General features: G+C 37.3%; 20 protein-coding genes, 5 tRNA genes and 1 other annotated feature. Of the genes, 19 read left to right on the forward strand and 6 right to left on the reverse strand.

What is annotated here, in order from left to right; all coding sequences use genetic code 11:
• Positions 1-484 precede the first annotated feature (484 nt).
• The 9 genes from alaS to luxS all read left to right on the forward strand — a co-directional run bounded on the left by alaS (position 485) and on the right by luxS (position 7,052).
• Positions 485-3,112, forward strand: coding sequence for an alanine--tRNA ligase (alaS, locus tag M983_RS12685; RefSeq protein WP_066751476.1), 2,628 nt, complete (start codon positions 485-487; stop codon positions 3,110-3,112).
• A 225-nt stretch (positions 3,113-3,337) separates the two neighbouring features.
• A complete protein-coding gene (gene csrA / locus M983_RS12690; RefSeq protein WP_064719243.1) occupies positions 3,338-3,526 on the forward strand; it encodes a carbon storage regulator CsrA in 189 nt (62 codons plus the stop codon).
• A gap of 476 nt (positions 3,527-4,002) precedes the next feature.
• Positions 4,003-4,095 (forward strand) — tRNA-Ser (locus tag M983_RS12695).
• 9 nt (positions 4,096-4,104) lie between these two features.
• A tRNA-Arg gene (locus M983_RS12700) sits at positions 4,105-4,181 on the forward strand.
• Between the two features lie 89 nt (positions 4,182-4,270).
• Positions 4,271-4,347 (forward strand) — tRNA-Arg (locus tag M983_RS12705).
• 54 nt (positions 4,348-4,401) lie between these two features.
• Positions 4,402-4,478, forward strand: a tRNA-Arg gene (locus tag M983_RS12710).
• A 40-nt stretch (positions 4,479-4,518) separates the two neighbouring features.
• Positions 4,519-4,595, forward strand: a tRNA-Arg gene (locus M983_RS12715).
• Between the two features lie 184 nt (positions 4,596-4,779).
• Positions 4,780-6,363 carry a glutamate--cysteine ligase gene (gene gshA / locus M983_RS12720; RefSeq protein ID WP_066751479.1) on the forward strand — a complete coding sequence of 528 codons (1,584 nt, stop codon included), beginning with the start codon at positions 4,780-4,782 and terminating at the stop codon, positions 6,361-6,363.
• Positions 6,364-6,536: 173 nt separating this feature from the next.
• Positions 6,537-7,052, forward strand: coding sequence for an S-ribosylhomocysteine lyase (gene luxS / locus M983_RS12725; protein WP_066751482.1), 516 nt, complete (start codon positions 6,537-6,539; stop codon positions 7,050-7,052).
• A 213-nt stretch (positions 7,053-7,265) separates the two neighbouring features.
• Here the strand turns inward: luxS and M983_RS12730 are convergent, their stop codons facing one another.
• Together M983_RS12730 and M983_RS12735 are read right to left on the reverse strand one after the other, a co-directional pair.
• Entirely contained in the window at positions 7,266-8,543 is a 1,278-nt protein-coding gene (locus M983_RS12730) for a CNNM domain-containing protein (RefSeq protein WP_066751486.1), read from the reverse strand.
• Between the two features lie 33 nt (positions 8,544-8,576).
• Complete coding sequence (locus M983_RS12735) at positions 8,577-9,377, reverse strand: cytochrome C assembly family protein (protein WP_066751520.1); 801 nt, start codon at positions 9,375-9,377, stop codon at positions 8,577-8,579.
• A 173-nt stretch (positions 9,378-9,550) separates the two neighbouring features.
• Here M983_RS12735 and ffh point away from each other — a divergent pair, with 173 nt between their 5' ends.
• The 7 genes from ffh (at position 9,551) to tyrA (ending at position 15,680) form a co-directional block, all read left to right on the forward strand.
• Positions 9,551-10,912: a signal recognition particle protein gene (gene ffh, locus M983_RS12740; protein ID WP_066751488.1), complete on the forward strand. Its 1,362-nt coding sequence runs from the start codon at positions 9,551-9,553 to the stop codon at positions 10,910-10,912.
• Positions 10,913-11,049: 137 nt separating this feature from the next.
• Positions 11,050-11,298 (forward strand): 30S ribosomal protein S16, encoded by a 249-nt coding sequence (gene rpsP, locus M983_RS12745; RefSeq protein ID WP_066751490.1) that lies wholly within the window; start codon positions 11,050-11,052, stop codon positions 11,296-11,298.
• Between the two features lie 18 nt (positions 11,299-11,316).
• Positions 11,317-11,862 (forward strand): ribosome maturation factor RimM, encoded by a 546-nt coding sequence (rimM, locus tag M983_RS12750; RefSeq protein ID WP_066751492.1) that lies wholly within the window; start codon positions 11,317-11,319, stop codon positions 11,860-11,862.
• A gap of 38 nt (positions 11,863-11,900) precedes the next feature.
• Entirely contained in the window at positions 11,901-12,677 is a 777-nt protein-coding gene (gene trmD, locus M983_RS12755) for a tRNA (guanosine(37)-N1)-methyltransferase TrmD (protein WP_066751495.1), read from the forward strand.
• Positions 12,678-12,707: 30 nt separating this feature from the next.
• Positions 12,708-13,061: a 50S ribosomal protein L19 gene (rplS, locus tag M983_RS12760; RefSeq protein ID WP_066751498.1), complete on the forward strand. Its 354-nt coding sequence runs from the start codon at positions 12,708-12,710 to the stop codon at positions 13,059-13,061.
• A gap of 376 nt (positions 13,062-13,437) precedes the next feature.
• On the forward strand, positions 13,438-14,532 hold the full coding sequence (locus M983_RS12765; RefSeq protein WP_066751500.1) for a 3-deoxy-7-phosphoheptulonate synthase: 1,095 nt from the start codon (positions 13,438-13,440) through the stop codon (positions 14,530-14,532).
• A gap of 23 nt (positions 14,533-14,555) precedes the next feature.
• A complete protein-coding gene (gene tyrA, locus M983_RS12770) occupies positions 14,556-15,680 on the forward strand; it encodes a bifunctional chorismate mutase/prephenate dehydrogenase (protein ID WP_066751503.1) in 1,125 nt (374 codons plus the stop codon).
• A gap of 672 nt (positions 15,681-16,352) precedes the next feature.
• On the opposite strand, the gene pheA is transcribed toward tyrA, so the two are convergent.
• The 3 genes from pheA to bamD all read right to left on the reverse strand — a co-directional run bounded on the left by pheA (position 16,353) and on the right by bamD (position 19,193).
• Positions 16,353-17,510: a bifunctional chorismate mutase/prephenate dehydratase gene (gene pheA / locus M983_RS12775; RefSeq protein WP_066751506.1), complete on the reverse strand. Its 1,158-nt coding sequence runs from the start codon at positions 17,508-17,510 to the stop codon at positions 16,353-16,355.
• A gap of 35 nt (positions 17,511-17,545) precedes the next feature.
• Positions 17,546-17,663 (reverse strand) — a sequence feature (Phe leader region).
• Between the two features lie 155 nt (positions 17,664-17,818).
• Complete coding sequence (raiA, locus tag M983_RS12780; RefSeq protein WP_066751508.1) at positions 17,819-18,154, reverse strand: ribosome-associated translation inhibitor RaiA; 336 nt, start codon at positions 18,152-18,154, stop codon at positions 17,819-17,821.
• Between the two features lie 304 nt (positions 18,155-18,458).
• Positions 18,459-19,193 (reverse strand): outer membrane protein assembly factor BamD, encoded by a 735-nt coding sequence (gene bamD / locus M983_RS12785; protein WP_066751511.1) that lies wholly within the window; start codon positions 19,191-19,193, stop codon positions 18,459-18,461.
• A gap of 132 nt (positions 19,194-19,325) precedes the next feature.
• Here bamD and rluD point away from each other — a divergent pair, with 132 nt between their 5' ends.
• From rluD to clpB, 3 genes are all read left to right on the forward strand, one after another.
• Complete coding sequence (gene rluD / locus M983_RS12790; RefSeq protein WP_066751514.1) at positions 19,326-20,303, forward strand: 23S rRNA pseudouridine(1911/1915/1917) synthase RluD; 978 nt, start codon at positions 19,326-19,328, stop codon at positions 20,301-20,303.
• Positions 20,304-21,035, forward strand: a complete 732-nt coding sequence (gene yfiH, locus M983_RS12795; RefSeq protein WP_066751516.1) for a purine nucleoside phosphorylase YfiH — start codon at positions 20,304-20,306, stop codon at positions 21,033-21,035.
• Positions 21,036-21,180: 145 nt separating this feature from the next.
• Complete coding sequence (clpB, locus tag M983_RS12800) at positions 21,181-23,754, forward strand: ATP-dependent chaperone ClpB (RefSeq protein ID WP_066751518.1); 2,574 nt, start codon at positions 21,181-21,183, stop codon at positions 23,752-23,754.
• A gap of 76 nt (positions 23,755-23,830) precedes the next feature.
• Here clpB and M983_RS12805 read toward each other — a convergent pair.
• Positions 23,831-25,358: amidohydrolase family protein (locus M983_RS12805; protein ID WP_083954602.1), on the reverse strand; the 1,528-nt coding region annotated here is incomplete at its 5' end.

Genomic DNA, 25,358 nt, shown 5'->3' on the forward strand with positions numbered 1-25,358 from the left:
TGACGTAGGAATGACATTATATATTACACGCCTAGCTTGTGATTTTTAATTTATAAATATTAGTCAGTTATTCTTATCTTGTTTTTCATTGGTCAAAATATATCCTGATTTTTAATTGATAAAACGTTATCAAGTGAAGAGTTTAGCTAATTTTTAGCGATAAAATAATCAATTAGAAAAACAGCCAAACAACAAATATTTTTTAATAATTACATCATGAAAATAGTTTAATTTATTTATGTTTTTTAAATGCTTATCTCTCTTTTAGAGAAAAGTCTCATTATCTGACAACAATCCCACTTTCAGAAAAAAACTAGACGATTTACAATGTCAACACGAATAAGTTTATCGGGGGTTTTACTTCTCACTGAAGACATTCTATCTTATCCCTACTTGTATATTCGTTGGCTAAGTAGAGGTAACGATAAACCTCCTCTTACTAAATTTCTAATTTCTGTTTTTCCAGCTTGATTTCGGGATAATTATGAGCAAAAGCACCGCTGAGATCCGTCAGGCGTTTCTCGACTTTTTTCATACTAAAGGACATCAAATAGTACCGAGCAGTTCTTTGGTTCCAAATAACGATCCAACATTGCTGTTTACAAACGCAGGGATGAACCAATTCAAAGATGTATTTCTTGGATTGGATAATAGACCATATTCCCGAGCGACAACCGCACAGCGCTGTGTGCGTGCAGGTGGTAAACATAATGATTTAGAAAATGTGGGATATACCGCACGTCACCATACTTTTTTTGAAATGTTAGGTAACTTTAGTTTTGGTGACTACTTTAAGCACGATGCAATCAATTTTGCTTGGGAATTATTAACAGGCAAAGAATGGTTTAATTTACCGAAAGAAAAACTTTGGGTAACCGTTTATGAAACTGATGATGAAGCATACGATATCTGGAATAAAGAAATAGGTATTCCTCAAGAGCGTATTATTCGCATTGGTGATAACAAGGGCGCACCTTTTGCTTCAGATAACTTTTGGCAAATGGGTGATACAGGACCTTGTGGCCCTTGTAGTGAAATATTTTACGATCATGGTGACCATATTTGGGGAGGTCCTCCAGGATCACCAGAAGAAGACGGCGATCGCTATATTGAGATTTGGAATATCGTCTTCATGCAATTCAACCGCCAATCTGATGGTACGATGATCCCTCTACCAAAACCTTCTGTTGATACAGGTATGGGATTAGAGCGTATAACCGCGGTTTTACAGCACGTTAATTCTAACTATGATATTGATTTATTCCGCTCGCTCATTGCATCTGTCGCTAAAATCACTAACGCCACAGATTTAAGCAATAAATCTTTACGTGTTATTGCTGACCATATTCGTTCATGCTCTTTCCTCATTTGCGATGGCGTTATTCCTTCAAATGAAGGCCGTGGATATGTATTACGCCGTATTATTCGTCGTGCAGTACGTCATGGTTACATGCTGGGTGCGAAAGATACGTTCTTCTATAAATTGGTTGCTCCATTAATTGAAGTAATGGCTGAAGCTGGTGAAGATTTGCAACGTCAGCAATCTATCGTTGAACAAGTGCTTAAAACAGAAGAAGAGCAATTTGCGAGAACATTAGAGCGTGGTCTTCAGTTATTAGATGAAGAACTCGTTCAATTAACAGATGATATTCTTCCTGGTGAGACAGCGTTCCGTCTTTATGATACTTATGGTTTTCCTCTCGACTTAACAGCAGATGTATGTCGTGAAAGAAATATCAAAGTGGACGAAGAAGGCTTTGCTCTAGCGATGGAAGAGCAACGTAAACGTGCTCGTGAATCAAGCGGGTTCGGTACTGATTATAATGAAATCATTAAAGTTGATACCCGCAGCGATTTCTCTGGTTATGAAAGCAATGAACAAACAGGTACCATCACTGCAATTTTCCATAATGGCCAATCGGTAACCGAATTAAAATCAGGCGAAGAAGGGATTATCTTCTTAGATAAAACGGCATTCTATGCTGAGTCTGGTGGTCAGGTTGGTGATAAAGGTATATTAACTGGCAAAGAGAGTACCTTTGAGGTTAGCGATACTCAAAAATATGGTAAAGCTATTGGCCATATTGGTAAGGTCACTTCAGGTTCATTTATTGTTAACCATAAAATTGATGCTGTGGTTGATAATGAAAGACGTGATGCTATTCGTTTAAACCACTCAGCAACACACTTATTGCATGCCGCATTGCGTCAAGTTCTGGGGACGCATGTCACTCAGAAAGGCTCTTTAGTTAACGATAAATATCTTCGTTTCGACTTTTCTCATTTTGAAGCTGTAAAACCAGAACAATTACGTGAGATAGAAGATATTGTTAATGCCCAAATTCGTCAAAACTCACCTATTGTGACTGAATTGATGGATCTTGAAGATGCAAAAGAAAAGGGTGCAATGGCACTCTTTGGTGAAAAATACGATGAACGTGTACGCGTTTTAAGTATGGGTGAGTTTTCTACAGAACTTTGTGGTGGTACTCATGCATCAAGAACGGGTGATATTGGTTTATTCCGTATTATGAATGAATCAGGTACTGCTGCTGGTATCCGCCGTATCGAAGCGATTACAGGTACTTCAGCGATTGAAAGCGTTCATGAACAATCTGATCTCATCTCTCTTGTTGCACAAGTACTAAAAAGTGATGGAACAAACTTGGTCGAAAGAATTAAAACAGTCCAAGATAAATATCGCGTATTAGAAAAAGAGCTCCAACAACTTAAAGATCAGCAAGCTGCACAAGAAAGTTCTTCTTTAGGTAATAACGCTAAAAATGTGAAAGGTATCAAACTTTTAGTTAGTGAGCTTAAAGATGTTGAACCAAAAATGTTAAGAACAATGGTTGATGACTTAAAAAATCAATTGGGCTCAGCAATTATTGTGCTTTCTACTATTTCTGATGGTAAAGTAAGCTTAATTGCAGGTGTAACGAAAGATTTAACTGCTAAAGTTAAGGCAGGTGAATTAATTGGTTTTGTAGCACAGCAAATTGGTGGTAAAGGCGGTGGTCGCCCTGATATGGCTCAGGCTGGTGGTACGGATGTTGAAGCTCTACCAACAGCTTTAGCAAGTGTTGACGAGTGGGTTGAGTCGCATCTCTAAGCGATAACTACCTTAAAAGGCGTTATCTAACATTTTATAAAGGTAACGTCTTATTCTTATATAGATATTGGCATTTCGTTAAATAATCAATCATAAAACTTATATTTTGTTATGAACTATGAGTTAGTTGTGATAAACATGGGTTATACGAATTGACAATGTATGATGGATAATGGCCGGGAAATTTTAGAGACCCGACTCTTGTAAATTTTCAAGGAGCAAAGAATGCTTATTCTAACTCGTCGAGTTGGTGAAACGCTTATGATAGGCGATGATGTAACTGTAACCGTCTTAGGGGTTAAAGGTAATCAGGTACGTATTGGCGTAAATGCCCCTAAAGAAGTATCTGTCCATCGTGAAGAAATCTATCAGCGAATACAGGCCGAGAAATCTCAGCCTACAGATAACTACTAAAGATATCGTAATATTAGCTAGTCACAATTCATTCGTAAGCGTCCAGACTTTTGCCGAGTTTGGGCGCTTTTCTTTTTATAAGCTTTATAAACAAGCTTTTTCATTCTTTTTTCTTCTTACCTCATTTGCATGAATGTCATTTATTATTACACTATCCGTTTATTCCGATTGACAGAATTGAAACTATTTTTATCTCTATTCATTAGCTTAATAATTATCTTTATTTGTAATAAATATATTTTTGGATTAAATAAATAGCTTGAATGATTTTTCATCAGCGATATCATTGTGTTCAAGGCTTTTTTTGCCATTTCTGCTGATAAACGCGTCAGTTTGTTTGTGAAGTGTCCAAACAAACGTATATTCGCAAAAAGTTGAGAGAAATTGTTTGACTTCTCAGGCTGAGAAAGTAATATGTGCGCCACACAGAGACGAGATGTTCACTAAGAACTTCTTATCCAAGTGGTTCTAAATATGGTGAGATGGCCGAGAGGCTGAAGGCGCTCCCCTGCTAAGGGAGTATGCGGTCAAAAGCTGCATCGAGGGTTCGAATCCCTCTCTCACCGCCATTTAGATTTGCATCCTTAGCTCAGCTGGATAGAGTACTCGGCTACGAACCGAGCGGTCGGAGGTTCGAATCCTCCAGGATGCACCATATTCCAACCCCATGATTAATGTATGGGGTTTTTATTTTGGTGCAAATGGTGAAGTTTTTGCATTAAAATACTAGAATTGTACTACGGCGCATCCTTAGCTCAGCTGGATAGAGTACTCGGCTACGAACCGAGCGGTCGGAGGTTCGAATCCTCCAGGATGCACCACTTAATTTATCGCTTTATTAATCATTGAAGCGAACGCTATAAAGAAATATCGTTGCATCCTTAGCTCAGCTGGATAGAGTACTCGGCTACGAACCGAGCGGTCGGAGGTTCGAATCCTCCAGGATGCACCATCTTTATGAGTGAATGTATTAAATAGATATTAGTAACACTGCATCCTTAGCTCAGCTGGATAGAGTACTCGGCTACGAACCGAGCGGTCGGAGGTTCGAATCCTCCAGGATGCACCATATTGTAAGCCTCGCTATTGCGAGGCTTTTTTCGTTGTATTTTCTCTGGGTTTTTGATGTTGCTGTCTTTTTGTTTAGCATCAACTAATAAGGTTAATATCATCTAATCAGCGACAATTTAGTGACTTTACGATAAAGTAACTCATAACTATTTACTAACATTAATCAATACGGGAGGTCACCTTTGATCCCGGACGTATCAAAAGCGCTTTCTTGGTTAGAAGCACACCCTAACGTTTTATGTGGTATTCACCGTGGTATTGAGCGTGAAACATTACGAGTTACTCCAGATGGTCACCTCGCATCTACAGGGCATCCTATTGAATTAGGAAAGTCACTCACACATAAATGGATCACAACAGATTTTGCAGAGTCTCTCTTAGAGTTTATTACGCCTGTTGATGATAACATTAGTCATACACTTCATTTTTTAAGCGATTTACACCGCTATACAGCTCGTCATTTAAAAAATGAGCGTATGTGGCCTATGAGTATGCCATGCTTTATTGAAGGCGAAGAGGATATCACTCTGGCGCAATTTGGTACTTCAAATGAAGGGCGTTTTAAAACACTCTATCGTGAAGGTCTCAAAAATCGTTATGGTGCTTTAATGCAAACTATTTCAGGTGTGCATTATAACTTTTCTTTGCCTATCGAATTTTGGCAGGCATGGGCTAATATTAAAGATGAAGAAAGTGGTAAAGAAGCGATATCAGACGGTTATTTACGCTTGATCCGCAACTATTATCGTTTTGGTTGGGTTATTCCTTTCTTCTTTGGTGCTTCTCCTGCGATTTGTGGCTCTTTCTTAAAAGGAAGAAAAACAAATCTACCCTTTGAAAGTACATCTAAAGGCGCAAAATATTTACCTTATGCAACGTCATTACGGTTAAGTGATTTAGGATATACCAATAAATCACAAAGCGACCTTGATATTACATTTAATCATTTAGATACTTATGTTAAAGGGTTAAAAAAGGCGATCCATAAGCCTTCTGAAGAATTTGCTCAATTAGGCATAAAGAAAGAAGATGGCAGCTATGTCCAATTAAACAGCAACGTACTGCAAATTGAAAATGAGCTATATGCACCTATTCGTCCTAAACGTGTTGTTAAAGGCGATGAATCACCTTCAGATGCATTATTACGGGGTGGTATTGAATATATTGAAGTTCGCTCATTAGATATTAATCCGTTTACACCAATTGGCGTAGATGAAACGCAAATACGTTTCCTCGATTTATTCTTAATATGGTGTGTCTTAGCGGATGCGCCAGAAATGAATTCATCAGAATTAGCTTGTTGTCGTTCAAATTGGAATAACGTTATTCTAGAAGGACGTAAGCCCGGTCAAGTAATTGGAATGGGTTGTGGTGAAACAAAAGAACCACTAGCACAAGTCGGTAAAGCGCTATTTGCTGATTTACAACGAGTCGCTAAAGTTCTTGATAGCTGCTCAGGAACAAAATATCTAGAAGTTTGCCTTAAGTTAGAGGAAATGTTCGATTCTCCTGAATTAACCTTCTCTGGTAAGCTGTTAGATAAGATCAAAGAGCAAGGTATTGGCGGTTATGGATTATCATTAGCTGAGCAATATTATCAAGAATTAGTAAGTACATCTTATGAAACACTGACAGATGACTCATTTGAACATGAGAGAATTTCATCTATTAAACGTCAGGCAGATTTAGAAAATAGTGATACCATTTCTTTTGATGAGTATTTGAAGATCCATGCCTCACCTAAAGATGAAGGTATGGCTTCTTGAACTTAGCAAGAAATTATAGATAGAAAAAAGCCACACTAAAATTTGTGTGGCTAAAAAATTCTATAGAGAATAGGGATGATAACAATTGCGCGTATTCATTACTAAGACAGAGCTACTCGCAGAAAGTTTCATTTTCTCTAAAAAATATTTAAAATTTTCTTAGGAGGTTTTTTATGCCTTTATTGGATAGCTTTACTGTAGACCATACACGTATGTCTGCACCTGCTGTACGCGTTGCAAAAACAATGAAAACACCTTCAGGTGATACCATTACTGTTTTTGATTTACGCTTTACTGTGCCAAACAAGAAAGCCATGCCTGAGAAAGGAATTCACACGTTAGAGCATTTATTTGCAGGCTTTATGCGTAATCATCTTAATGGCAATGATGTGGAAATTATCGATATTTCTCCTATGGGATGCCGTACTGGTTTCTATATGAGTCTTATCGGTCAGCCTGATGAAAAACGTGTTGCTAAAGCATGGAAAGCAGCAATGGAAGATGTATTGAAAGTAAAAGATCAACAGCACATTCCTGAACTCAATATTTATCAATGCGGTACTTGTGAGTTGCACTCTTTAGATGAAGCACAAGAAATTGCTAGAGATGTTCTTTCTCATGAGATTGGTATCAACCATAATGATGATCTTGCATTGCCTGAAGAAACACTAAAAGAACTACATATCTAATTGCTATTATTGGGTTAGTATTTTTGCTTGCAATACTTAAGCACTAACCGCAAGGGACAATAAGTCACAACATTTTTAATGCTGATTTATTGTCCTTTTATTTTATCTTTTAAATAGATAGCAAATTTAAAATTGCTTATTTAAAACTCAATAAAATTAAATAGATATTATGAAAAGGAAATAAGACACTTACAAAAGTGCCTTATTATTAGATTAGTGCTGAGATGTTGCTGGAATATGGCGTATAACCGCTTTTTTAATAATGTTGTCTTGTACATCTAGGATCTCAAATTCATAATCTTGAATTTGTGTTTTGTCACCTGCAACAGGCAAATCTCCTAATTCTTCAATGATAACACCATTAATAGTACGTGCTTCATCTTCAGGTATATGCCAGCCAAAAGCTTTATTGATATCACGTATATTTGTTGCGCCATCTACAAGCAGTGAACCATCTTTTTGAAGGGTAACTTCTTCTGCTAAAGAAGGAGACATTGATGTCGTAAATTCACCCACAATTTCTTCTAAGATATCTTCAACAGTCACTAAACCTTGAATATCACCATATTCATCAACCACAATACCTGCTTTTTCATTATTTCGTTGAAAATTAACTAATTGTAGATTGAGTGGTGTACTTTCAGGAATAAAATACACTTTATCCGCAGCTTTCATTAGAATTTGCTTTGTAAATTCTTTTTTCTCTGTCATTAATCGGTATGCTTCTCTAGCCCGTAGCATTCCTATAATATCATCAAGCGTATCTCGATAAAGCACAATACGACCATGAGGTGAATGGGTTAACTGTCTTACAATTGATTTCCAGTCATCATTGACATCAATACCAAATATTTCGTTTCTAGGTACCATAATATCGCCAATAGTGACTTTCTCTAAATCTAGAATAGAGAGCAACATATTTTGATTACGCTGCGAAAGCTTAGATCTAGACTCATTTACGATTGTTCTTAACTCTTCTTTTGAAACAGCATTACCTTGTATTATTGGTGATTTAATACCGAATATTCGCATTAAAATTAATGTGATTTTATTAAAAAACCAAACAATAGGTAACATCAAAATTTGTAAAGGTGAAAGCAAAAAACTACTTGGATATGCAACCTTTTCAGGATAAAGCGCAGCGATAGATTTGGGTAAAACCTCTGCAAAAATAAGAATGACAAATGTGAGTACCCCTGTTGCTATGGCAACACCAGCATTACCATATAAACGCATACCAACAATAGTTGCTAGTGAAGAGGCAAGAATATTAATTAGATTATTACCGATAAGCACTAAGCTGATTAATCTATCTGGTCTTTGTAATAGTTTTTCTACGCGTCTAGCAGAGCTGTTACCTTGTTTTGCTGCGTGTCTAAGGCGATAACGATTTATCGTCATCATGCTAGTTTCAGTCCCTGAAAAATAGGCTGAGGCAATAATCATACAGATTAATATGATAATGAGCGTTGTTGTTGAGACATGCTCCAAAGTTAAGATCCTTGTGCTTATTTAAAATAAAAATTAATTGATCATTAGCTCTTGTAATAAGCGATTACCAAAAAACGCTAATGTCAAAATAATAGCGCCGATGAGGTTAAAAATAATCACCTTTTTACCTCTCCAGCCTTCGCGGTAATGTCCCCATAATAAAATGACATAGACAAACCAGGCAATAATAGAAAAAATAGATTTATGGATATTTTCTTTACCAAAAATATTATCCATATACACCAAACCTGTGCATAGCGTTAATGTCAGTAATACCACACCGACTTGAGTGATATGAAACATTTTACGCTCAATTGACATTAATGGGGGCATTTGTGGTGAGAATTTTAGCTTCTTATTTTTTAACTGATAGTCGAGCCAGCTAAGTTGTAGTGCATATAAAGCAGCAATTAGCAGTGTCGCATAGCTTAATAGAGCTAATCCTATATGGACAAATAAAGCAGAGCTACTTTCAAGGTGGGTGACAAACTCACCAGGCATAAGTGCGGCAATGACCAGATTGACTATCGCAAAACAATAAACGATAGGGAGTAAATACCATGCGCGACCACGAGAGGCGACAATTGTCATAATGGTACACATCATAAGGCTAACGATAGCGCCCAAATTAATAAGCGACAAATTTTGTCCGCTATGAGGGCGGAAAATAAGAAATTTTAATGAGATTGCATGTGCAACAAGAGCGATTACCGCAAAGAGTAACGCTAATCCGCGGTATCCATTCTGCTCTTTTCTCAACAGACTGGGAATAATAAGTACCAGACTGAGTAAATAAGCGCAGACAGCAACGATAGAGATTGATATAACGGGCATAGTTTCGCTTACATATATTGTTTGAATAACTTCATAGTATAGCGCTAGGAGCATACGGCTCCAACAATTGAAATTATTAAGCTTAAATCTCTATGAAGAGATCTCCGTGTCATCGTGATATAATCGACAGTATACATGACAAATAAGCCCAACTTTAACACTGAGCTAAGACAATGTTTGAGAATTTAAGTGACAGACTATCGCGCACATTGCGCAATATCAGTGGTCGAGGACGATTGACTGAAGACAACATCAAAGAAACGCTACGTGAAGTGCGTATGGCGTTACTTGAGGCCGATGTTGCATTACCTGTTGTTCGTGACTTTATTGCACGGGTAAAAGAAAGTGCTGTAGGCCATGAAGTAAATAAAAGCCTGACACCAGGTCAGGAATTTGTAAAAATTGTTCAAAATGAATTGGTTAGTGCAATGGGAGAGGTCAATACAGATTTAGATCTCTCAGCGCAACCACCTGCTGTTGTATTAATGGCAGGTTTGCAAGGTGCTGGTAAAACGACCAGTGTTGCAAAACTAGGTAAATTTTTAAAAGAGAAAAAGAAGAAGAAAGTTCTTGTTGTTTCTGCTGACGTTTATCGTCCTGCTGCAATTAAACAGCTTGAAACATTGGCAGAAACTGTTGGCATTGACTTTTTTCCATCAACAACGCAAGAAAACCCTGTTACCATTGCGAATAACGCATTAAAGCACGCACAACTGCAGTTTTATGATGTCTTGCTAGTCGATACCGCGGGTCGCTTACACGTTGATGAAAGCATGATGGAAGAAATCCAACAGCTTCATAAAGTTATCAATCCTGTTGAAACATTATTTGTTGTTGATGCCATGACAGGGCAAGATGCTGCAAATACAGCAAAAGCATTTAATGAAGCTTTGCCATTAACGGGTGTTGTATTGACCAAAGTAGATGGCGATGCTCGTGGTGGTGCTGCACTATCTATTCGCCATATTACAGGAAAACCCATCAAGTTCCTTGGTGTTGGTGAGAAAACAGAAGCTTTAGAGCCTTTCCATCCTGATCGTATCGCATCTCGTATTTTGGGTATGGGTGATGTTCTTTCGTTAATTGAAGATATCGAAAGCAAAGTTGACAGAGAACAGGCCGAAAAATTAGCGACAAAACTGAAAAAAGGCAGTGGGTTTGATCTCAATGACTTTTTAGATCAATTAAAACAGATGCGAAATATGGGTGGCATGGCAAGTATGTTAAGTAAAATGCCAGGTATGTCGCAGGTTCCTGATGCTGTAAAATCGCAAATGGATGACTCTGTTTTAGTTAAAATGGAGGCAATGATAAACTCCATGACTAAGAAAGAGCGCATTAAACCAGAAATCATCAAAGGTTCCCGCAAGCGTCGTATTGCACAAGGCTCAGGAACACAAGTGCAAGACGTTAATCGTCTATTAAAGCAGTTTGATGATATGCAACGTATGATGAAAAAGATGAAAAAGGGCGGTATGGCTAAGATGATGCGTGGCATGAAAGGTATGATGCCACCAGGATTTCCAGGCCGCTAAAATCAAAAAGACTGAAAAAAAACACGCTTTGGATTGCTTTTTTCGCCAAAGTAAGTAAACTTTTCGGGCTTTTTATATGACAACCGGACGCCATTCCTCGATGGGGTCTGGTTGTTTTATTAACTAATGAGGATGTTATGGTAACAATTCGTTTAGCTCGTGGCGGCGCAAAAAAGCGTCCGTTTTACCAAGTAGTAGTGACCGATAGCCGCAATGCGCGTGATGGTCGTTTTATTGAACGTGTTGGTTTTTATAACCCACTGGCAACTGGTCAAGCAGAAGCATTACGCTTAGATTTAGACCGTGTTGAACATTGGGTTGGTCAAGGTGCAACTGTTTCAGAACGTGTTGCTGGCCTGATCAAATCAGCTAAGAAAAGCGCTTAATCTGTCGCGGTGGTAACAATGAGCGAACAAAAAACCTTAAAAGAGCCTGTAGAACCTATTGTTATGGGTAAGTTGGGCTCACCTTACGGTATCCGTGGTTGGCTCAGAGTTTTTTCTTCCACCGAGCGTGCCGAAAATATCTTTGAATATCAACCGTGGTTTATTCAACGACATGGCGTATGGGAAATCATAGAGCTGGAAAGTTGGAAACACCACAATCAAGATATTATCGTCAAACTAAAAGGTGTTGACGACAGAGATGCTGCAAATATTTTGACTAATTTTGAAATTGTCGTAAATACATCACAACTTCCTGAACTTGAAGGTGAGTATTACTGGAAAGACTTAATGGGTTGTCATGTAGAAACAGACAAGGGCTACGATTTAGGTGTCGTTACTGACATGATGGAAACGGGCTCGAATGATGTTTTAGTCATTAAAGCAAATCTGAAAGATGCATTCGGTATCGGGGAACGGTTAGTTCCGTTTCTTGATGGGCAGGTTATCAAAAAAGTCGATCTCTCAGCGAGAAAAATTATCGTTGATTGGGATCCTGGTTTTTAGATTCTCCGGTTAACGGTTCTCAATAGTGGGACACGAAAATGTGGATTGGGGTAATTAGCCTATTTCCTGAAATGTTCCGCTCTATAACCGAGTATGGGGTAACTGGTCGGGCAGTGAAGCAAGGTTTGCTTAATGTGGAATATTGGTCTCCCCGAGATTTCACTTATGACAAACATCATACTGTAGATGATCGTCCTTATGGCGGTGGTCCTGGTATGTTGATGATGGTTCAGCCTTTAAGGGATGCTATTCATCAAGCGAAAGCTGCGGCAGGTGATGGTACAAAGGTGATTTATTTATCACCTCAGGGACGCAAACTTGATCAACAAGGGGTTTGCGAGCTGGCGACCAATGAGAAGTTAATTCTTGTTTGTGGTCGGTATGAAGGTATAGATGAGCGGGTCATTCAGACTGAAATTGATGAAGAATGGTCTGTTGGTGATTATGTATTAAGTGGTGGAGAACTTCCCGCCATGATAATGATTGATGCAGTAGCCCGCTTTGTTCCAGGTGTTCTTGGACATGCGTCTTCTGCGAAAGAAGATTCTTTTGCTGAAGGTCTACTGGATCACCCTCACTATACTCGCCCAGAGGTATTAGATGATATGGAAGTGCCAGCAGTATTACTGTCAGGCAATCATGCACATATCAATCGCTGGCGTATGAAACAATCACTAGGCCGAACCTGGCTAAGAAGACCTGAGCTTCTGGAAAGCCTAGCTCTGACTGACGAGCAAAGAGTGCTGTTAACAGAGTTCCAACAGGAATATCTGCAAGAAGAACAGCAAAGTAAGTCTGACACTAAGTGTCGTTAATATCAGTTTACCTAGGGTAAGAGAGTTATTATGAGCAATATTATTAAACAAATCGAACAAGAACAGATGAAGCAGGATATTCCTTCATTCCGTCCAGGTGACTCAGTAGAAGTTAAAGTATGGGTTGTTGAAGGTTCTAAAAAACGTCTGCAGGCATTCGAGGGCGTGGTTATCGCTATTCGTAACCGCGGTCTGCATTCTGCATTCACTGTTCGTAAAATTTCTAATGGCGAAGGTGTTGAGCGTGTATTCCAAACTCACTCCCCAGTCGTAGACAGCATCACTGTTAAACGTCGTGGTGCGGTTCGCCAAGCTAAACTGTACTACCTGCGTGAGCGTTCTGGTAAGGCTGCACGTATTAAAGAGCGTCTTAACGCTAAATAATACGCTTTCGCACATCCGAAAGTTATTGTTAAAAGGCCAGCGATTAGCTGGCCTTTTTTATAAGTATCTATCGTTTTTTATTCCCATCACTTTCTGCTATTTTCTTTTTTATCAGCATAATTCTTTTACTATTAATACTGTAATTAAATATTTACATTTTTATATTTTAATATAGGTTGTATCACATAAATTTTTAATTCACATTGGCATTAAACTTGTTGATTATTAATGGTTATTTTTAAATTGGATTGCAGGTGTAATTATATGTTTACGTTTTTATCTGTTTAAGTGAAAATATGGATTGATTTCTTTACATTGCGTGTTATCTTATCTTTTAGACGCACAAAATCACAATACAGAGATAAAAGGTAAAATTATGATCATGCAAAAAGATGCACTCAATAACGTGAATATCAGTGAAGAGCTGGTATTAATTACTCCTGAAGAGTTAAAACAAAAATACCCTTTGAGTCATGATGATCTGCATGCTATTTCTCAATCACGTCAAACAATCTCTCAAATTGTTCAACGTCGCGATCCTCGCTTACTTGTAGTATGTGGACCTTGTTCTATTCATGACGTTGATATGGCATTAGATTATGCTAAGCGTCTTAAAGAACTCGCTTCTGAGCTAAGTGATAGTCTGTATATTGTGATGCGTGTCTATTTTGAAAAACCTCGTACAACTGTAGGTTGGAAAGGATTAATCAGTGATCCATTTATGGATGGTAGCTTTGAAATGGAAAAAGGCTTACACATTGCACGCAATTTATTAACTCAATTAGTGCAATTAGGTTTACCTTTAGCAACCGAGGCTTTAGATCCTAATAACCCACAATATTTGGGTGATTTATTTAGCTGGTCTGCTATTGGTGCAAGAACAACTGAATCACAAACACATCGTGAAATGGCATCAGGGCTTTCAATGCCTGTTGGTTTTAAAAATGGGACTGATGGTAATTTAGATACAGCGATTAATGCGATGAAAGCAGCTTCCATGCCACACCGCTTTATGGGCATTAATCAGTCAGGGCAAGTGTGTTTATTACAAACACAAGGTAATCCTGATGGTCATGTTATTTTACGTGGTGGTAAAACACCTAATTACCATGCCCAAGATGTTGCACTATGCGAAGAGCATATGCTAAAAGCAGGACTAACACCGTCATTAATGATTGACTGTAGCCATGGTAATTCAAATAAAGATTTTCGTCGTCAATCTGTTGTTGTCGATTCTGTTATTGAACAAATTGCTAATGGTAATGAATCTATCACCGGAATTATGCTAGAGAGCCATATTAATGAAGGTAATCAATCTTCAGAGCAGCCACGTAGTGAAATGAAGTATGGTGTTTCAGTTACTGATGCATGTATTAGCTGGGAAACAACAGAAGCGGTATTAAGAAATCTTCATCAACAACTATCACCGCTGTTGTCTCAGCGTGAAGAGCAATTAAAACAAGTCAGCTAGATAAATAAAAGAGGCACGCTTTAATGGCTGAAGAATTACAAAGTTTAAGAGAGCAGATTGACCAAGTTGATAAATCACTCCTCTCTTTACTTGCGAAAAGAATGGAGTTGGTGGCTGAAGTCGGTGAAGTCAAAAACCGACATGGATTACCTATCTATGCACCTGATAGAGAAGCCTCTATGCTTGCATCTCGTCGTAATGAAGCCCAAAAAATGGGAATTTCACCAGACTTAATTGAAGATGTACTACGCCGTGTAATGCGAGAATCTTATACCAAAGAAAATGATAAAGGATTTAAAACACTGAATCCTCAATTAGGTAAGATTGTTATCATTGGTGGCGAAGGGAAAATGGGTAAACTGTTTTCTCGTTTATTTACACTTTCTGGCTATCAGGTTGAAACATTAGAAGCGGATGAATGGCAAACTAAATCACCATTAATTTTTTCTGATGCGGGTATGGTGATTATTAGTGTGCCTATTCATTTAACCGTTGAAGTTATTAATCAATTACCACCTTTGCCTAAACAATGTCTATTAGTTGATTTTGCATCGATAAAAAAAGCACCGCTAGAGGCTATGTTAAAAGTGCATAATGGCCCTGTATTAGGTCTTCATCCTATGTTTGGTCCTGATGTGCCTAGTTTAGCGAAACAGGTTGTTGCTTACTGTGAAGGGCGCTTTCATCAAGATTTTGAATGGCTATTAGAGCAATTAATGGTTTGGGGCGCTCGTATTGAAGCGATAAAGCCAGAAGAGCATGATAAAAATATGAGCTTTATTCAAGCGCTTCGACATTTTTCAACATTTGCTTATGGACAGCATTTATCAAAAGAGAATGTCGATCTGGCCAGCTTATTAAGATTATCATCACCGATTTATCGATTAGAATTGGCAATGATAGGTCGCTTATTTGCTCAAGACCCTCAGCTTTATGCAGATATTATTTTCTCATCACAAGAAAATATTGAGCTAATCCGCCGTTATCATCATTCTTTAGGTGAAGCAATTACGTTGCTTGATATTAATGCTAAGGATGAATTTATTAACTCATTTAATAATGTTAGTGAGTGGTTTGGTGATTATGCTTCACAGTTTATGAAAGAAAGTGGCGTATTATTGCAAAAAGCAAATGACAGTAGAATCTAAAAAGAGACTAATATAATTTGGATATAGAAATAAAAATCAGTCATATTATTTATGACTGATTTTTTATATTTAAAATAAATTAGATTTCATCATCACAAGGTGGCCAAACACAATGGGCAAAATCCATTTTATTAGATTTGTATGAATATAATATATTTTTATCAGAACAACTTTCTGAAAAAGAGAATGTATAAGTACTAAATAATATAGAAATCGTTAGAATAAACAATTTAATCATATAAATACCTTTTTTTAAAATAACTTAATAATCCTTAGTATCAGGACAAGGAGTGACTGTACAATGGAGTTTATTTATCGACACCATTACATTCTTATGATGAGTGATATTTTCAGAATAAACATTCAATGAAAAAGAGAATAGTAGAGAAGCTAATATAGAATAGATAATTTTTTTCATATTACTTTCCTTTTTATATTTGTGTTTTGAAATTATTTATCAAGCCGCCATAAAAAGTAATTAATGCAATAGTTAATTTATACTAAAAAAAAGCCAATTAAAGATTTATTTTTAATAGGATTGTAATATATCTATATGATTTTATTTGTATGTCTAATTAAATAGTTAAATGATAATGTTATTCTTATAGCTGATTAAAATAATCACAAATAAAAAAGCATGAAACTTTTTTACTTGTGATATCTAATATAAATTTATTTTAATTCAACAGGAACAATATTTTCAGAAGGATAGCAACCTAATATTTTTAATGAACGTGTTGTTTGTGATAAATCATGTAATGCTTTTTGCATATTGATATCGCGTAAATTAGCTTGAACATCAATATAAAACATCTCTTCCCAAGGGGTGCCATTAATAGGACGAGATTCTAATTTAGTCATAATAATATCGTACTGTTTGAGAATAACTAACGCATCAACTAATGCACCTGCTTGCTGTCCTGTTGCCATTAAGAATGTCGTTTTGGCTGGTACTTGATCTGATACATCAATTGCCTTGCGTGCGATTATAATAAAACGAGTCACGTTAATTTGCTGATTAGCGAGGTTATTTGCTAAAGGTTGTAATCCGTATAATAGGCCACCAGCCTCACTACCAATCGCTGCAATATGTGGAGAATTCTCTAGAGCGACTTTTTCCATTGCAGCCGCTGTGCTTTCGCAATATTTAATTTTCCAATGCGGATATAGGTTTAAATAATGGCTACATTGTTGAAAAGGTTGAGGGTGGCTATATATTGTTTGCAGTTGTTCTATTGTACTTTCTGTACTGACTAAAAGGGCATGATTTATCGGAATTTTGATTTCTCCGACAATTGATAGTGATGTTGTTTGCAGTAAATCATAAACATCATTAATTGCGCCAGAACTGGTATTTTCTATCGGCAATAATCCATAATCAGCTTGTCCTGTTTCCACTAGCGTAAAAATATCATCAAATTTTTGACAGGCGCAATCGACGATGGTATCAAAATGACGAGCCGCATATTGACGAGAAGCAATATGAGAATATGAACCTTTTGGTCCTAAATACGCGATCCTTGCAGATTTATTAGGAATTTCATTAAGATGTTGTTGCAAAATAGCCTGTTGTGTTAGCACTGAATCTTCAATAATCATTTGAAAGATACGACTGATATAAAATCCATCTAATCCTTCTTTTTTACCTTTCTCAATAAGTAAATCAAGTAATTCACGCTCACGATTTTTATCTCTTATAGGGCGATGAGTATTCAATTTAAATTGTGCAACATCAGCTGATAATTGGCGTCTATTCGCTAATAATGTCAGTAATTGAGAATCGAGAGCAGTAATTTTATCTCTGATTGCCAATAAATCGAGTTTTTCCATGTTTAAGCCCTATAGCATCGCATCATAACATCATAAATAAAAAAGCCTCCGTATTGGGAGGCTATTGTCGTTCTTTTTTTTCTTTCTGAAATGACAAAAGCCTCTTAGTGAAAGAGTAAAAAGAAAAAGAAGAAAGACAAAAAAAGACGAATAATCATTATATTGTTTGATAAATTAATTAACATATATCTATCAAACATGATGAAGCTAATAGAGTCAAGAAAAATAGCAGAAAAAGCGCATCACTAAGGATGCGCAGAGGCGTTTGAGTCAGTATTTTATTCTAATTTATAATTTAATATTGCTATTTATATTTCATCGACAAGTAAATTTTCTTCTTTCAGGCTACTTACTGCACGTCGTGATTCATTTTTATGCTGAACTTTATTTAATTGGCGTCCTAGTTTAGCTAATAATTCATTAATTGCAGTATACATATCTGTATGTTGTGCAGTTGCAACCAGTTGTCCATTAGGCGTGTGAATATTTGCATCAACACTAAAACCTTTAGGATCTTTTGTCAGAATAATATGAGGATTAATTAAATTTACCTGCCATTTATTCAGTTTTGTTAGACGGCTTTCAATATGCTCACGTAGTGCTGGGGTAATGTCCATTTGTTTACTAGTAATATTTATAATCATATAGTTACCTCTTAATTACTCCGTCTTTGATGAGTTCAGAATATCGCGATACACAATTAAAAAAGTGATCTAAATCACTTTTTGTTAGATATCTGTGTAACAAGTAATAGAAACGTGACAAATGATAAATAGCTGAAAAAGAGCGCTTGTTATGTTGCAACGCTTCAGTCATATTAGAAAGGTTGGACTGATGAAAAACGAAATGTCTTTTGTCTATTTTGGGTTAAGAATAAACAAAACTATCATCGAAAAGAATAAAAAAAACAGCAGCTTTACGCTGCTGTTTTTAATGGATATGTCTTAATTAAGCTGGATTTGCTGCAATAAGAGAAGCAACTTTATCGGCTTCTTTTATTAATCCTAACTCTTTATACGCATTTTCCATATATTTTAGCGCTTGGCGTGTTGCCTCTGTATCTGGATAATCACGCATCATTTGCTCAACTCTATTAATAACCGCGACATAAGCACCACGTTTGGTATAGAATTTCGCAACTGAAAGATCGTATTTCGCTAAACGATTTTTAAGAAAAATAAGACGCTTTGTTGCATCCGGTGTATAAAGACTATCAGGATAATAGCGAACTAATTGACTGAAATCTTTGAATGCAACAATGGCATGCTGAGGATCACGGTCTGAGCGATCTACACCAAAGAACCCTTGTAATGCACTATCATCTAATGCTTGAGCAGAAAGCCCGCGCATATAGAGAACATAGTCAATATTCGGGTGTGTTGGGTTTAAACGCATAAAACGGTCAATAGCAGAAATCGCCATTGGAAGTTCTGCTGATTTATAATAAGCATAAATCAAGTCAAGCTGGACTTGTTGCGAGTATGGCCCAAAAGGATAGCGATTATCGAGAGACTCTAATTGTTTGATAGCCGCTCCATAATTGCCATCTAGCAATTTTTCCTGGCTAGCGGAATAAAGCTCAGAAGGCGACATGTCAGCGTTCGCGTCTTTGTCTGAACTAGAACAGCCAGCAAGTAACAGGCTTAAAGTGGCCGCAGCCACCAGGTATTTAATGCGTCTCATCACGTATTGATTATCCTCTGAATAGGTTTGGGGAGTCTTTCCGTGAAACTCCCCTTAAATCGGTTACACTATAACTCATTTTAAATGAAACGGCTGTGCCGTCAAAACACTAACTTAATATAGAAACTATTTATGTCTCAACAAATACGACTTAATGCTACAGTCGCAGATTCACAGCTGGGTCAACGCTTAGATCAGGCTTTGGCCGAATTGTTCCCTGATTATTCAAGATCACGCATAAAAGAGTGGATCTTAGACAATAGAGTGCAGGTTAACGATAAAATCATCAATAAGCCAAAAGAAAAAATGCTTGGCGGTGAAAAAATTGAAGTTGATGCACTTATTGAAGAGGATGCTCGTTGGGAACCTCAGAATATTCCGTTAAATATCGTTTATGAAGATGACGATATTTTAGTTATCAATAAACCAAGAGATCTTGTTGTTCATCCCGGTGCAGGTAATCCTGATGGCACCGTCTTAAATGCATTACTTTATCGTTATCCAGAAATTGTTAATGTGCCAAGAGCAGGTATTGTCCACCGTTTAGATAAAGATACAACAGGTTTAATGGTTGTTGCAAAAACAGTTCCTGCACAAACGCATTTAGTAGATGCTTTACAACGTCGTGAAATCACTCGCGAATATGAAGCAGTAGCGATAGGGCAAATGACCGCAGGTGGTATTGTTAATGAGCCTATTTCAAGACATCCCACTAAGCGGACGCATATGGCTGTACACCCTATGGGAAAACCAGCAGTAACGCATTATCGCGTAATGGAACATTTTCGAGCTCATACTCGCTTACGTTTGCGTTTAGAAACAGGACGTACTCATCAAATTCGTGTCCATATGGCGCATATTCATCACCCTTTAATTGGCGATCAACTTTATGGTGGCAGACCTAGACCATTAAAAGGTGCATCAGAAGAATTCCGTGAAACATTACGTTCGTTTGATAGACAAGCGTTACATGCCACTATGTTACGTCTTTATCATCCAATCACTGGAATTGAGATGGAATGGCATGCACCACTCCCTGATGATATGGTGAAATTGATTGCTGTATTAAAAGAAGATGCTGAACAGTTTAAAGACGAAATGGATTGGTAAATGAACTCATTGATTTTTCCTGATTGGCCTCAACCTAAAAATATTGGTGCATGCAGTACGCTAAGAATAGGCGGGATAAGTTTATCTCCTTACGATAGCTTTAATTTAGGCGCTCATGTCGGTGATGAGCGTGCTTGTGTTGAAGAAAATAGGCGACTTCTTTGTGAATATGCTCAATTACCCGAAATGCCATTATGGCTAGAGCAAGTTCATGGAACTGATGTTATTACTTTGAGCCATCAGGAAAATCAATCTATTACTGGTGATGCTTTGTATAGCGCGACCGCTAAGAAAGTGTGCGCAATTATGACAGCAGATTGTCTTCCGGTATTATTGACAACAGTTGACGGTCAAGAAGTTGGCGCGGCTCATGGGGGGTGGCGAGGGCTTTACCAAGGCGTTTTAGAAAGTACACTGGCTCAATTTAAAGCACCTAGAAGCCAAATTATGGCATGGTTAGGTCCTGCTATAGGTCCTAGTGCATTTGAAGTGGGTCCAGAGGTTCGCCAAGCTTTTATTGAAAAAAATAGTGCATTTAATTCAGCATTTATTTCCCACAAAGATAAATACTTAGCTAATATTTATATGTTAGCGAGAATAATCTTAGTGGAAAGCGGTGTAACACAAATTTATGGTGGTGATTTTTGTACTGTAACTGAAAGCGCACGTTTTTTTTCTTATCGACGTGAACAAAAAACAGGGCGAATGGCATCATTAATCTGGATTAAATAAACTCTTTCCAACGATTATTCTTACCTATCTTAAATGTTGATAAATATTTTTGCTCAAAATTTTTATTTTGAGCTTGAATATTGTCAATATGACCTCATCTATTCTCCAGTTACGAATTTTAATATGAATTTTACTTGGAGGTGTTATGCGTCTGGAAAAATTAACCAATAAATTCCAACAAGCTCTCGCAGACGCCCAGTCATTGGCACTTGGGAACGATAATCAATTTATAGAACCCATACATTTACTGAGTGCGTTATATAATCAACAAGGTGGCTCAATTCGCCCTTTGTTAACATCAACAGGTGTTAATGCTTCGCAGTTTAATGAACGAATTAATGAAGCATTAGCTCGCTTACCTAAAGTTGAAGGTGCTGGTGGTGATATCCATCCTTCAAATGATTTAATCAAACATCTTAACCTGTGCGATAAGTTAGCGCAGAAAAAAGGTGATGAATTTATTTCATCAGAACTTTTTCTTTTAGCTGCAATGGAAACGGGTGGTCAAGTCGCTGATATGTTAAAAGCGGCAGGTGCCAATAAAGCAAGTATTGAATTAGCGATTGATAAAATACGTGGTGGAGAAACAGTGAACGATCAAAATGCAGAAGACCAGCGTCAAGCATTGAAAAAATATACTGTGGATTTAACAGAAAGAGCAGAGCAAGGCAAGCTCGACCCTGTTATCGGCCGTGATGAAGAAATCAGAAGAACGATTCAAGTATTACAACGCCGTACTAAAAATAACCCAGTGCTAATTGGTGAACCTGGTGTTGGTAAAACAGCAATCGTTGAAGGACTAGCACAACGTATCGTGAATGGCGAAGTGCCTGAAGGTTTAAAAAATAAACGTGTTCTGTCTCTTGATATGGGGTCTTTACTCGCTGGTGCAAAATACCGCGGTGAGTTTGAAGAGCGTTTAAAAGGTGTTTTAAATGATTTAGCAAAACAGGAAGGTAATGTAATCCTGTTTATCGACGAATTGCACACCATGGTAGGTGCAGGTAAAGCTGACGGTGCTATGGATGCAGGTAATATGTTAAAACCTGCGTTAGCACGTGGTGAATTACACTGTGTGGGTGCGACGACACTTGATGAATATCGTCAATATATAGAAAAAGACGCAGCTTTAGAGCGTCGCTTCCAAAAAGTGTATGTTGCAGAACCGACAGTTGAAGATACCATTGCTATTTTACGTGGTCTGAAAGAGCGTTATGAACTTCATCACCATGTACAAATTACTGACCCTGCAATTGTCGCAGCCGCAACATTGTCACACCGCTATATTTCTGATCGTATGTTACCAGATAAAGCGATTGACTTAATTGATGAAGCGGGTGCAAGTCTGCGTATGCAAATGGATTCAAAACCAGAGGCATTAGATAGATTAGACCGTCGTATTATTCAGCTTAAATTAGAGCAACAAGCCTTACAAAAAGAGTCTGATGATGCGAGTAAAAAACGTTTAGAAATGCTAAACGAAGAATTAACAGAAAAAGAGAAAGAATATTCAGCGTTAGAAGAAGAATGGAAAGCTGAAAAGGCAGAGCTCACTGGAACTCAGCATATTAAAACTAAACTGGAAGAAGCACGTATTGCTTTAGAACAGGCTCGTCGTAATGGTGACCTGGCTAAAATGTCAGAGCTTCAATACGGTGATATACCTGTTTTAGAAAAACAACTAGCAGAAGCAAATAAAACAGAAGATAAGCATATGAAACTGTTACGGAATAAAGTAACAGATGCTGAAATCGCTGAAATTTTAGCGCGTTGGACAGGGATCCCTGTTTCAAGAATGCTAGAAGGTGAGCGTGATAAACTTCTGAGAATGGAACAAGAATTACATAGACGAGTCATTGGACAATCAGAAGCCGTAACGGCAGTATCGAATGCTATTCGCCGTAGCCGCGCTGGATTATCTGATCCAAATCGCCCAATTGGTTCATTCCTATTCTTAGGACCAACAGGGGTTGGTAAAACTGAGTTATGTAAAGCGTTAGCAAATTTCTTGTTTGATAGTGATGATGCAATGGTTCGTATCGATATGTCAGAGTTTATGGAAAAACACTCCGTTTCTCGTTTAGTCGGTGCACCTCCAGGATATGTTGGATATGAGGAAGGTGGATATTTAACCGAAGCTGTTCGTCGTCGCCCTTATTCTGTTATTTTACTTGATGAGGTTGAAAAGGCGCATCCTGATGTTTTCAATATTTTATTACAAGTGTTAGACGATGGTCGTTTAACTGATGGACAAGGTAGAACAGTTGATTTTCGTAATACTGTTGTGATTATGACGTCAAACTTAGGTTCTGATTTAATTCAAGAACGTTTTGGTACACTAGATTATCCAGAAATGAAAACTATTGTGATGGATGTTGTCGGTCACCATTTCAGACCTGAATTTATCAACCGTATAGATGAAGTTGTTGTCTTCCATCCATTAGGTAAAGAAAATATTGCTGCGATTGCGCAAATTCAGTTACGTAGATTGTATCAACGTCTAGAAGAGCGAGGCTACCATGTGACAATCACAGGTGCTGCGTTAGAAAAACTAAGTGAAGTTGGATTTGATCCAATTTATGGTGCTCGTCCATTGAAACGTGCAATACAACAAGAAGTCGAAAATCCATTAGCGCAAGATATCTTGTCTGGCAAACTAATCCCAGGTAAAGAGGTTATCTTGGATTTAGATGATAATCAGATTATTGCAAAACAGTAATTGATATTTTCCTTATTTGTTTTGATACTAAAGCCTACAAATTTTATTTGTAGGCTTTTTATTAATATCAAATAGTTTATTTTCTATAAGCTTGAGCAAAGTTTTCCCTTGCTTGATCTTGAGCCATATCAAAAAATTGAGCAATATCCTTAGGTGAAACATGAGGAATACTTTTTGCTTTTTCTTGGATGCGTTTTAATGTTGCTGTGGCTTCAACTCTGATTTTTTCAACATCATGATGAAGTAATTTGCCAAAGCGTTTCTTTATTTCACCATTAATAATGACAGTATCAACATCAGAAGCAGTAGTTTGTAATACTATTGAACCAGCGGGATAACTAGAAGGAACAAACGCTTTGTTTTGAGATACGATAATAATATCTGCTTTTTTATTTGGTGTCAGTGTTCCTATCTGTTTTTCCATTCCTAATGCTTCAGCACTCCCTTGAGTCGCCCAAGTTAAAGCATCTCTGACACTTAAATCAATATGGGTGGTTGTTTTATCAGTTCGATTAGCGGTATCTTCACTATCCATACAACGTTGGAATTGTAATCCTAAGCGCATTTGTGAAAATAAATCACCAGATCCGACACAAACAATATCTGTACTTAATCCTGGTTTAAATCCATGGTTAATACTTGTACGGAAAGGCGGTCTTCCCATTCCCATTTGCATTTCAGTTTCTGGTGCAATGGAAACTTTTCCCCCTGTTTGAGATAAAATATCCCATTCACTATGATCTAAAGAAGTACAGTGAATATGTAAATGACCAGGATTGAGAAGATTGTTTTGTTTTAGTTCATTCAATCCTTTTAATAAAATTGATTTTTCTGCGGCTCCTGTATGTGAAGCAATGAAAATCCCCATTTTTTTAGCTTGCTCAATTTCTCGACGAGTATTATCAAATGGAACTGTGCCAAAATCACTCAGCAATATTCCCATTTTATTGATTGTATTATTATTTTTATAAAATTTATGATAAATATCTTTTGCTGTTTCAATACGTTGTGAATGTGCTTTAAATCTATCGTTCCCTTTATAATCATAAGATTGCATTCCATATGCATAAATACTCCTGATCCCTGATTCTCGTAAAGAACTAATAGCAGCTACAGCATGCTGAGGGGTATTAACACAGTCACAGCAATCTAAAATCGTGGTTACTCCAGCATCAAGTGCTTCTAAAGAGCCAACTAAAGTTGCCATCTTTAAATCTTCAGCTTCCATCAATGAACCGATGCCATAGAAGACTGAGTTTAAAAAATCGGCCAGTGACATGTCGGCAGAAATACCTCTTAAAAGAGACATCCAAGTATGACGATGGCTATCAATTATACCAGGAAGAATTATACCGCCTTCAGCATCAATGAGTTCAGCATCTAGATGCGCAAATTTTGATATATCCCCGACATCAATAATAGTGTCATTTTCAATAAGAACAGCGCCATTAGCTAAATCACCATATTTTTCGTCCATAGTTATAACATAGCCGTTATATATGATTTTTTTAGATTTTTTTGTCGCAATATAGTTTTTTTCTTCTTTATTAAAAGAAGATGATATTGCTGAAGCATTATTAGGTGTAGAAAGCGCTATACCTAAA

Origin of the sequence: Proteus myxofaciens ATCC 19692, from assembly GCF_001654855.1 — a bacterium.
GTDB classification, from domain to species: Bacteria; Pseudomonadota; Gammaproteobacteria; order Enterobacterales; family Enterobacteriaceae; genus Proteus; species Proteus myxofaciens.

Bases quoted from the DNA above. Each gene is read 5' to 3' on its own strand.
- rpsP (WP_066751490.1), top strand. From the start codon at position 11,050: ATGGTAACAATTCGTTTAGCTCGTGGCGGCGCAAAAAAGCGTCCGTTT.
- rluD (WP_066751514.1), top strand. From the start codon at position 19,326: ATGTCTCAACAAATACGACTTAATGCTACAGTCGCAGATTCACAGCTG.
- rimM (WP_066751492.1), top strand. From the start codon at position 11,317: ATGAGCGAACAAAAAACCTTAAAAGAGCCTGTAGAACCTATTGTTATG.
- M983_RS12735 (WP_066751520.1), bottom strand. From the start codon at position 9,377: ATGCCCGTTATATCAATCTCTATCGTTGCTGTCTGCGCTTATTTACTC.
- csrA (WP_064719243.1), top strand. From the start codon at position 3,338: ATGCTTATTCTAACTCGTCGAGTTGGTGAAACGCTTATGATAGGCGAT.
- tyrA (WP_066751503.1), top strand. From the start codon at position 14,556: ATGGCTGAAGAATTACAAAGTTTAAGAGAGCAGATTGACCAAGTTGAT.
- bamD (WP_066751511.1), bottom strand. From the start codon at position 19,193: ATGAGACGCATTAAATACCTGGTGGCTGCGGCCACTTTAAGCCTGTTA.
- yfiH (WP_066751516.1), top strand. From the start codon at position 20,304: ATGAACTCATTGATTTTTCCTGATTGGCCTCAACCTAAAAATATTGGT.
- M983_RS12765 (WP_066751500.1), top strand. From the start codon at position 13,438: ATGATCATGCAAAAAGATGCACTCAATAACGTGAATATCAGTGAAGAG.
- luxS (WP_066751482.1), top strand. From the start codon at position 6,537: ATGCCTTTATTGGATAGCTTTACTGTAGACCATACACGTATGTCTGCA.
- rplS (WP_066751498.1), top strand. From the start codon at position 12,708: ATGAGCAATATTATTAAACAAATCGAACAAGAACAGATGAAGCAGGAT.
- alaS (WP_066751476.1), top strand. From the start codon at position 485: ATGAGCAAAAGCACCGCTGAGATCCGTCAGGCGTTTCTCGACTTTTTT.
- trmD (WP_066751495.1), top strand. From the start codon at position 11,901: ATGTGGATTGGGGTAATTAGCCTATTTCCTGAAATGTTCCGCTCTATA.
- clpB (WP_066751518.1), top strand. From the start codon at position 21,181: ATGCGTCTGGAAAAATTAACCAATAAATTCCAACAAGCTCTCGCAGAC.
- raiA (WP_066751508.1), bottom strand. From the start codon at position 18,154: ATGATTATAAATATTACTAGTAAACAAATGGACATTACCCCAGCACTA.
- pheA (WP_066751506.1), bottom strand. From the start codon at position 17,510: ATGGAAAAACTCGATTTATTGGCAATCAGAGATAAAATTACTGCTCTC.
- ffh (WP_066751488.1), top strand. From the start codon at position 9,551: ATGTTTGAGAATTTAAGTGACAGACTATCGCGCACATTGCGCAATATC.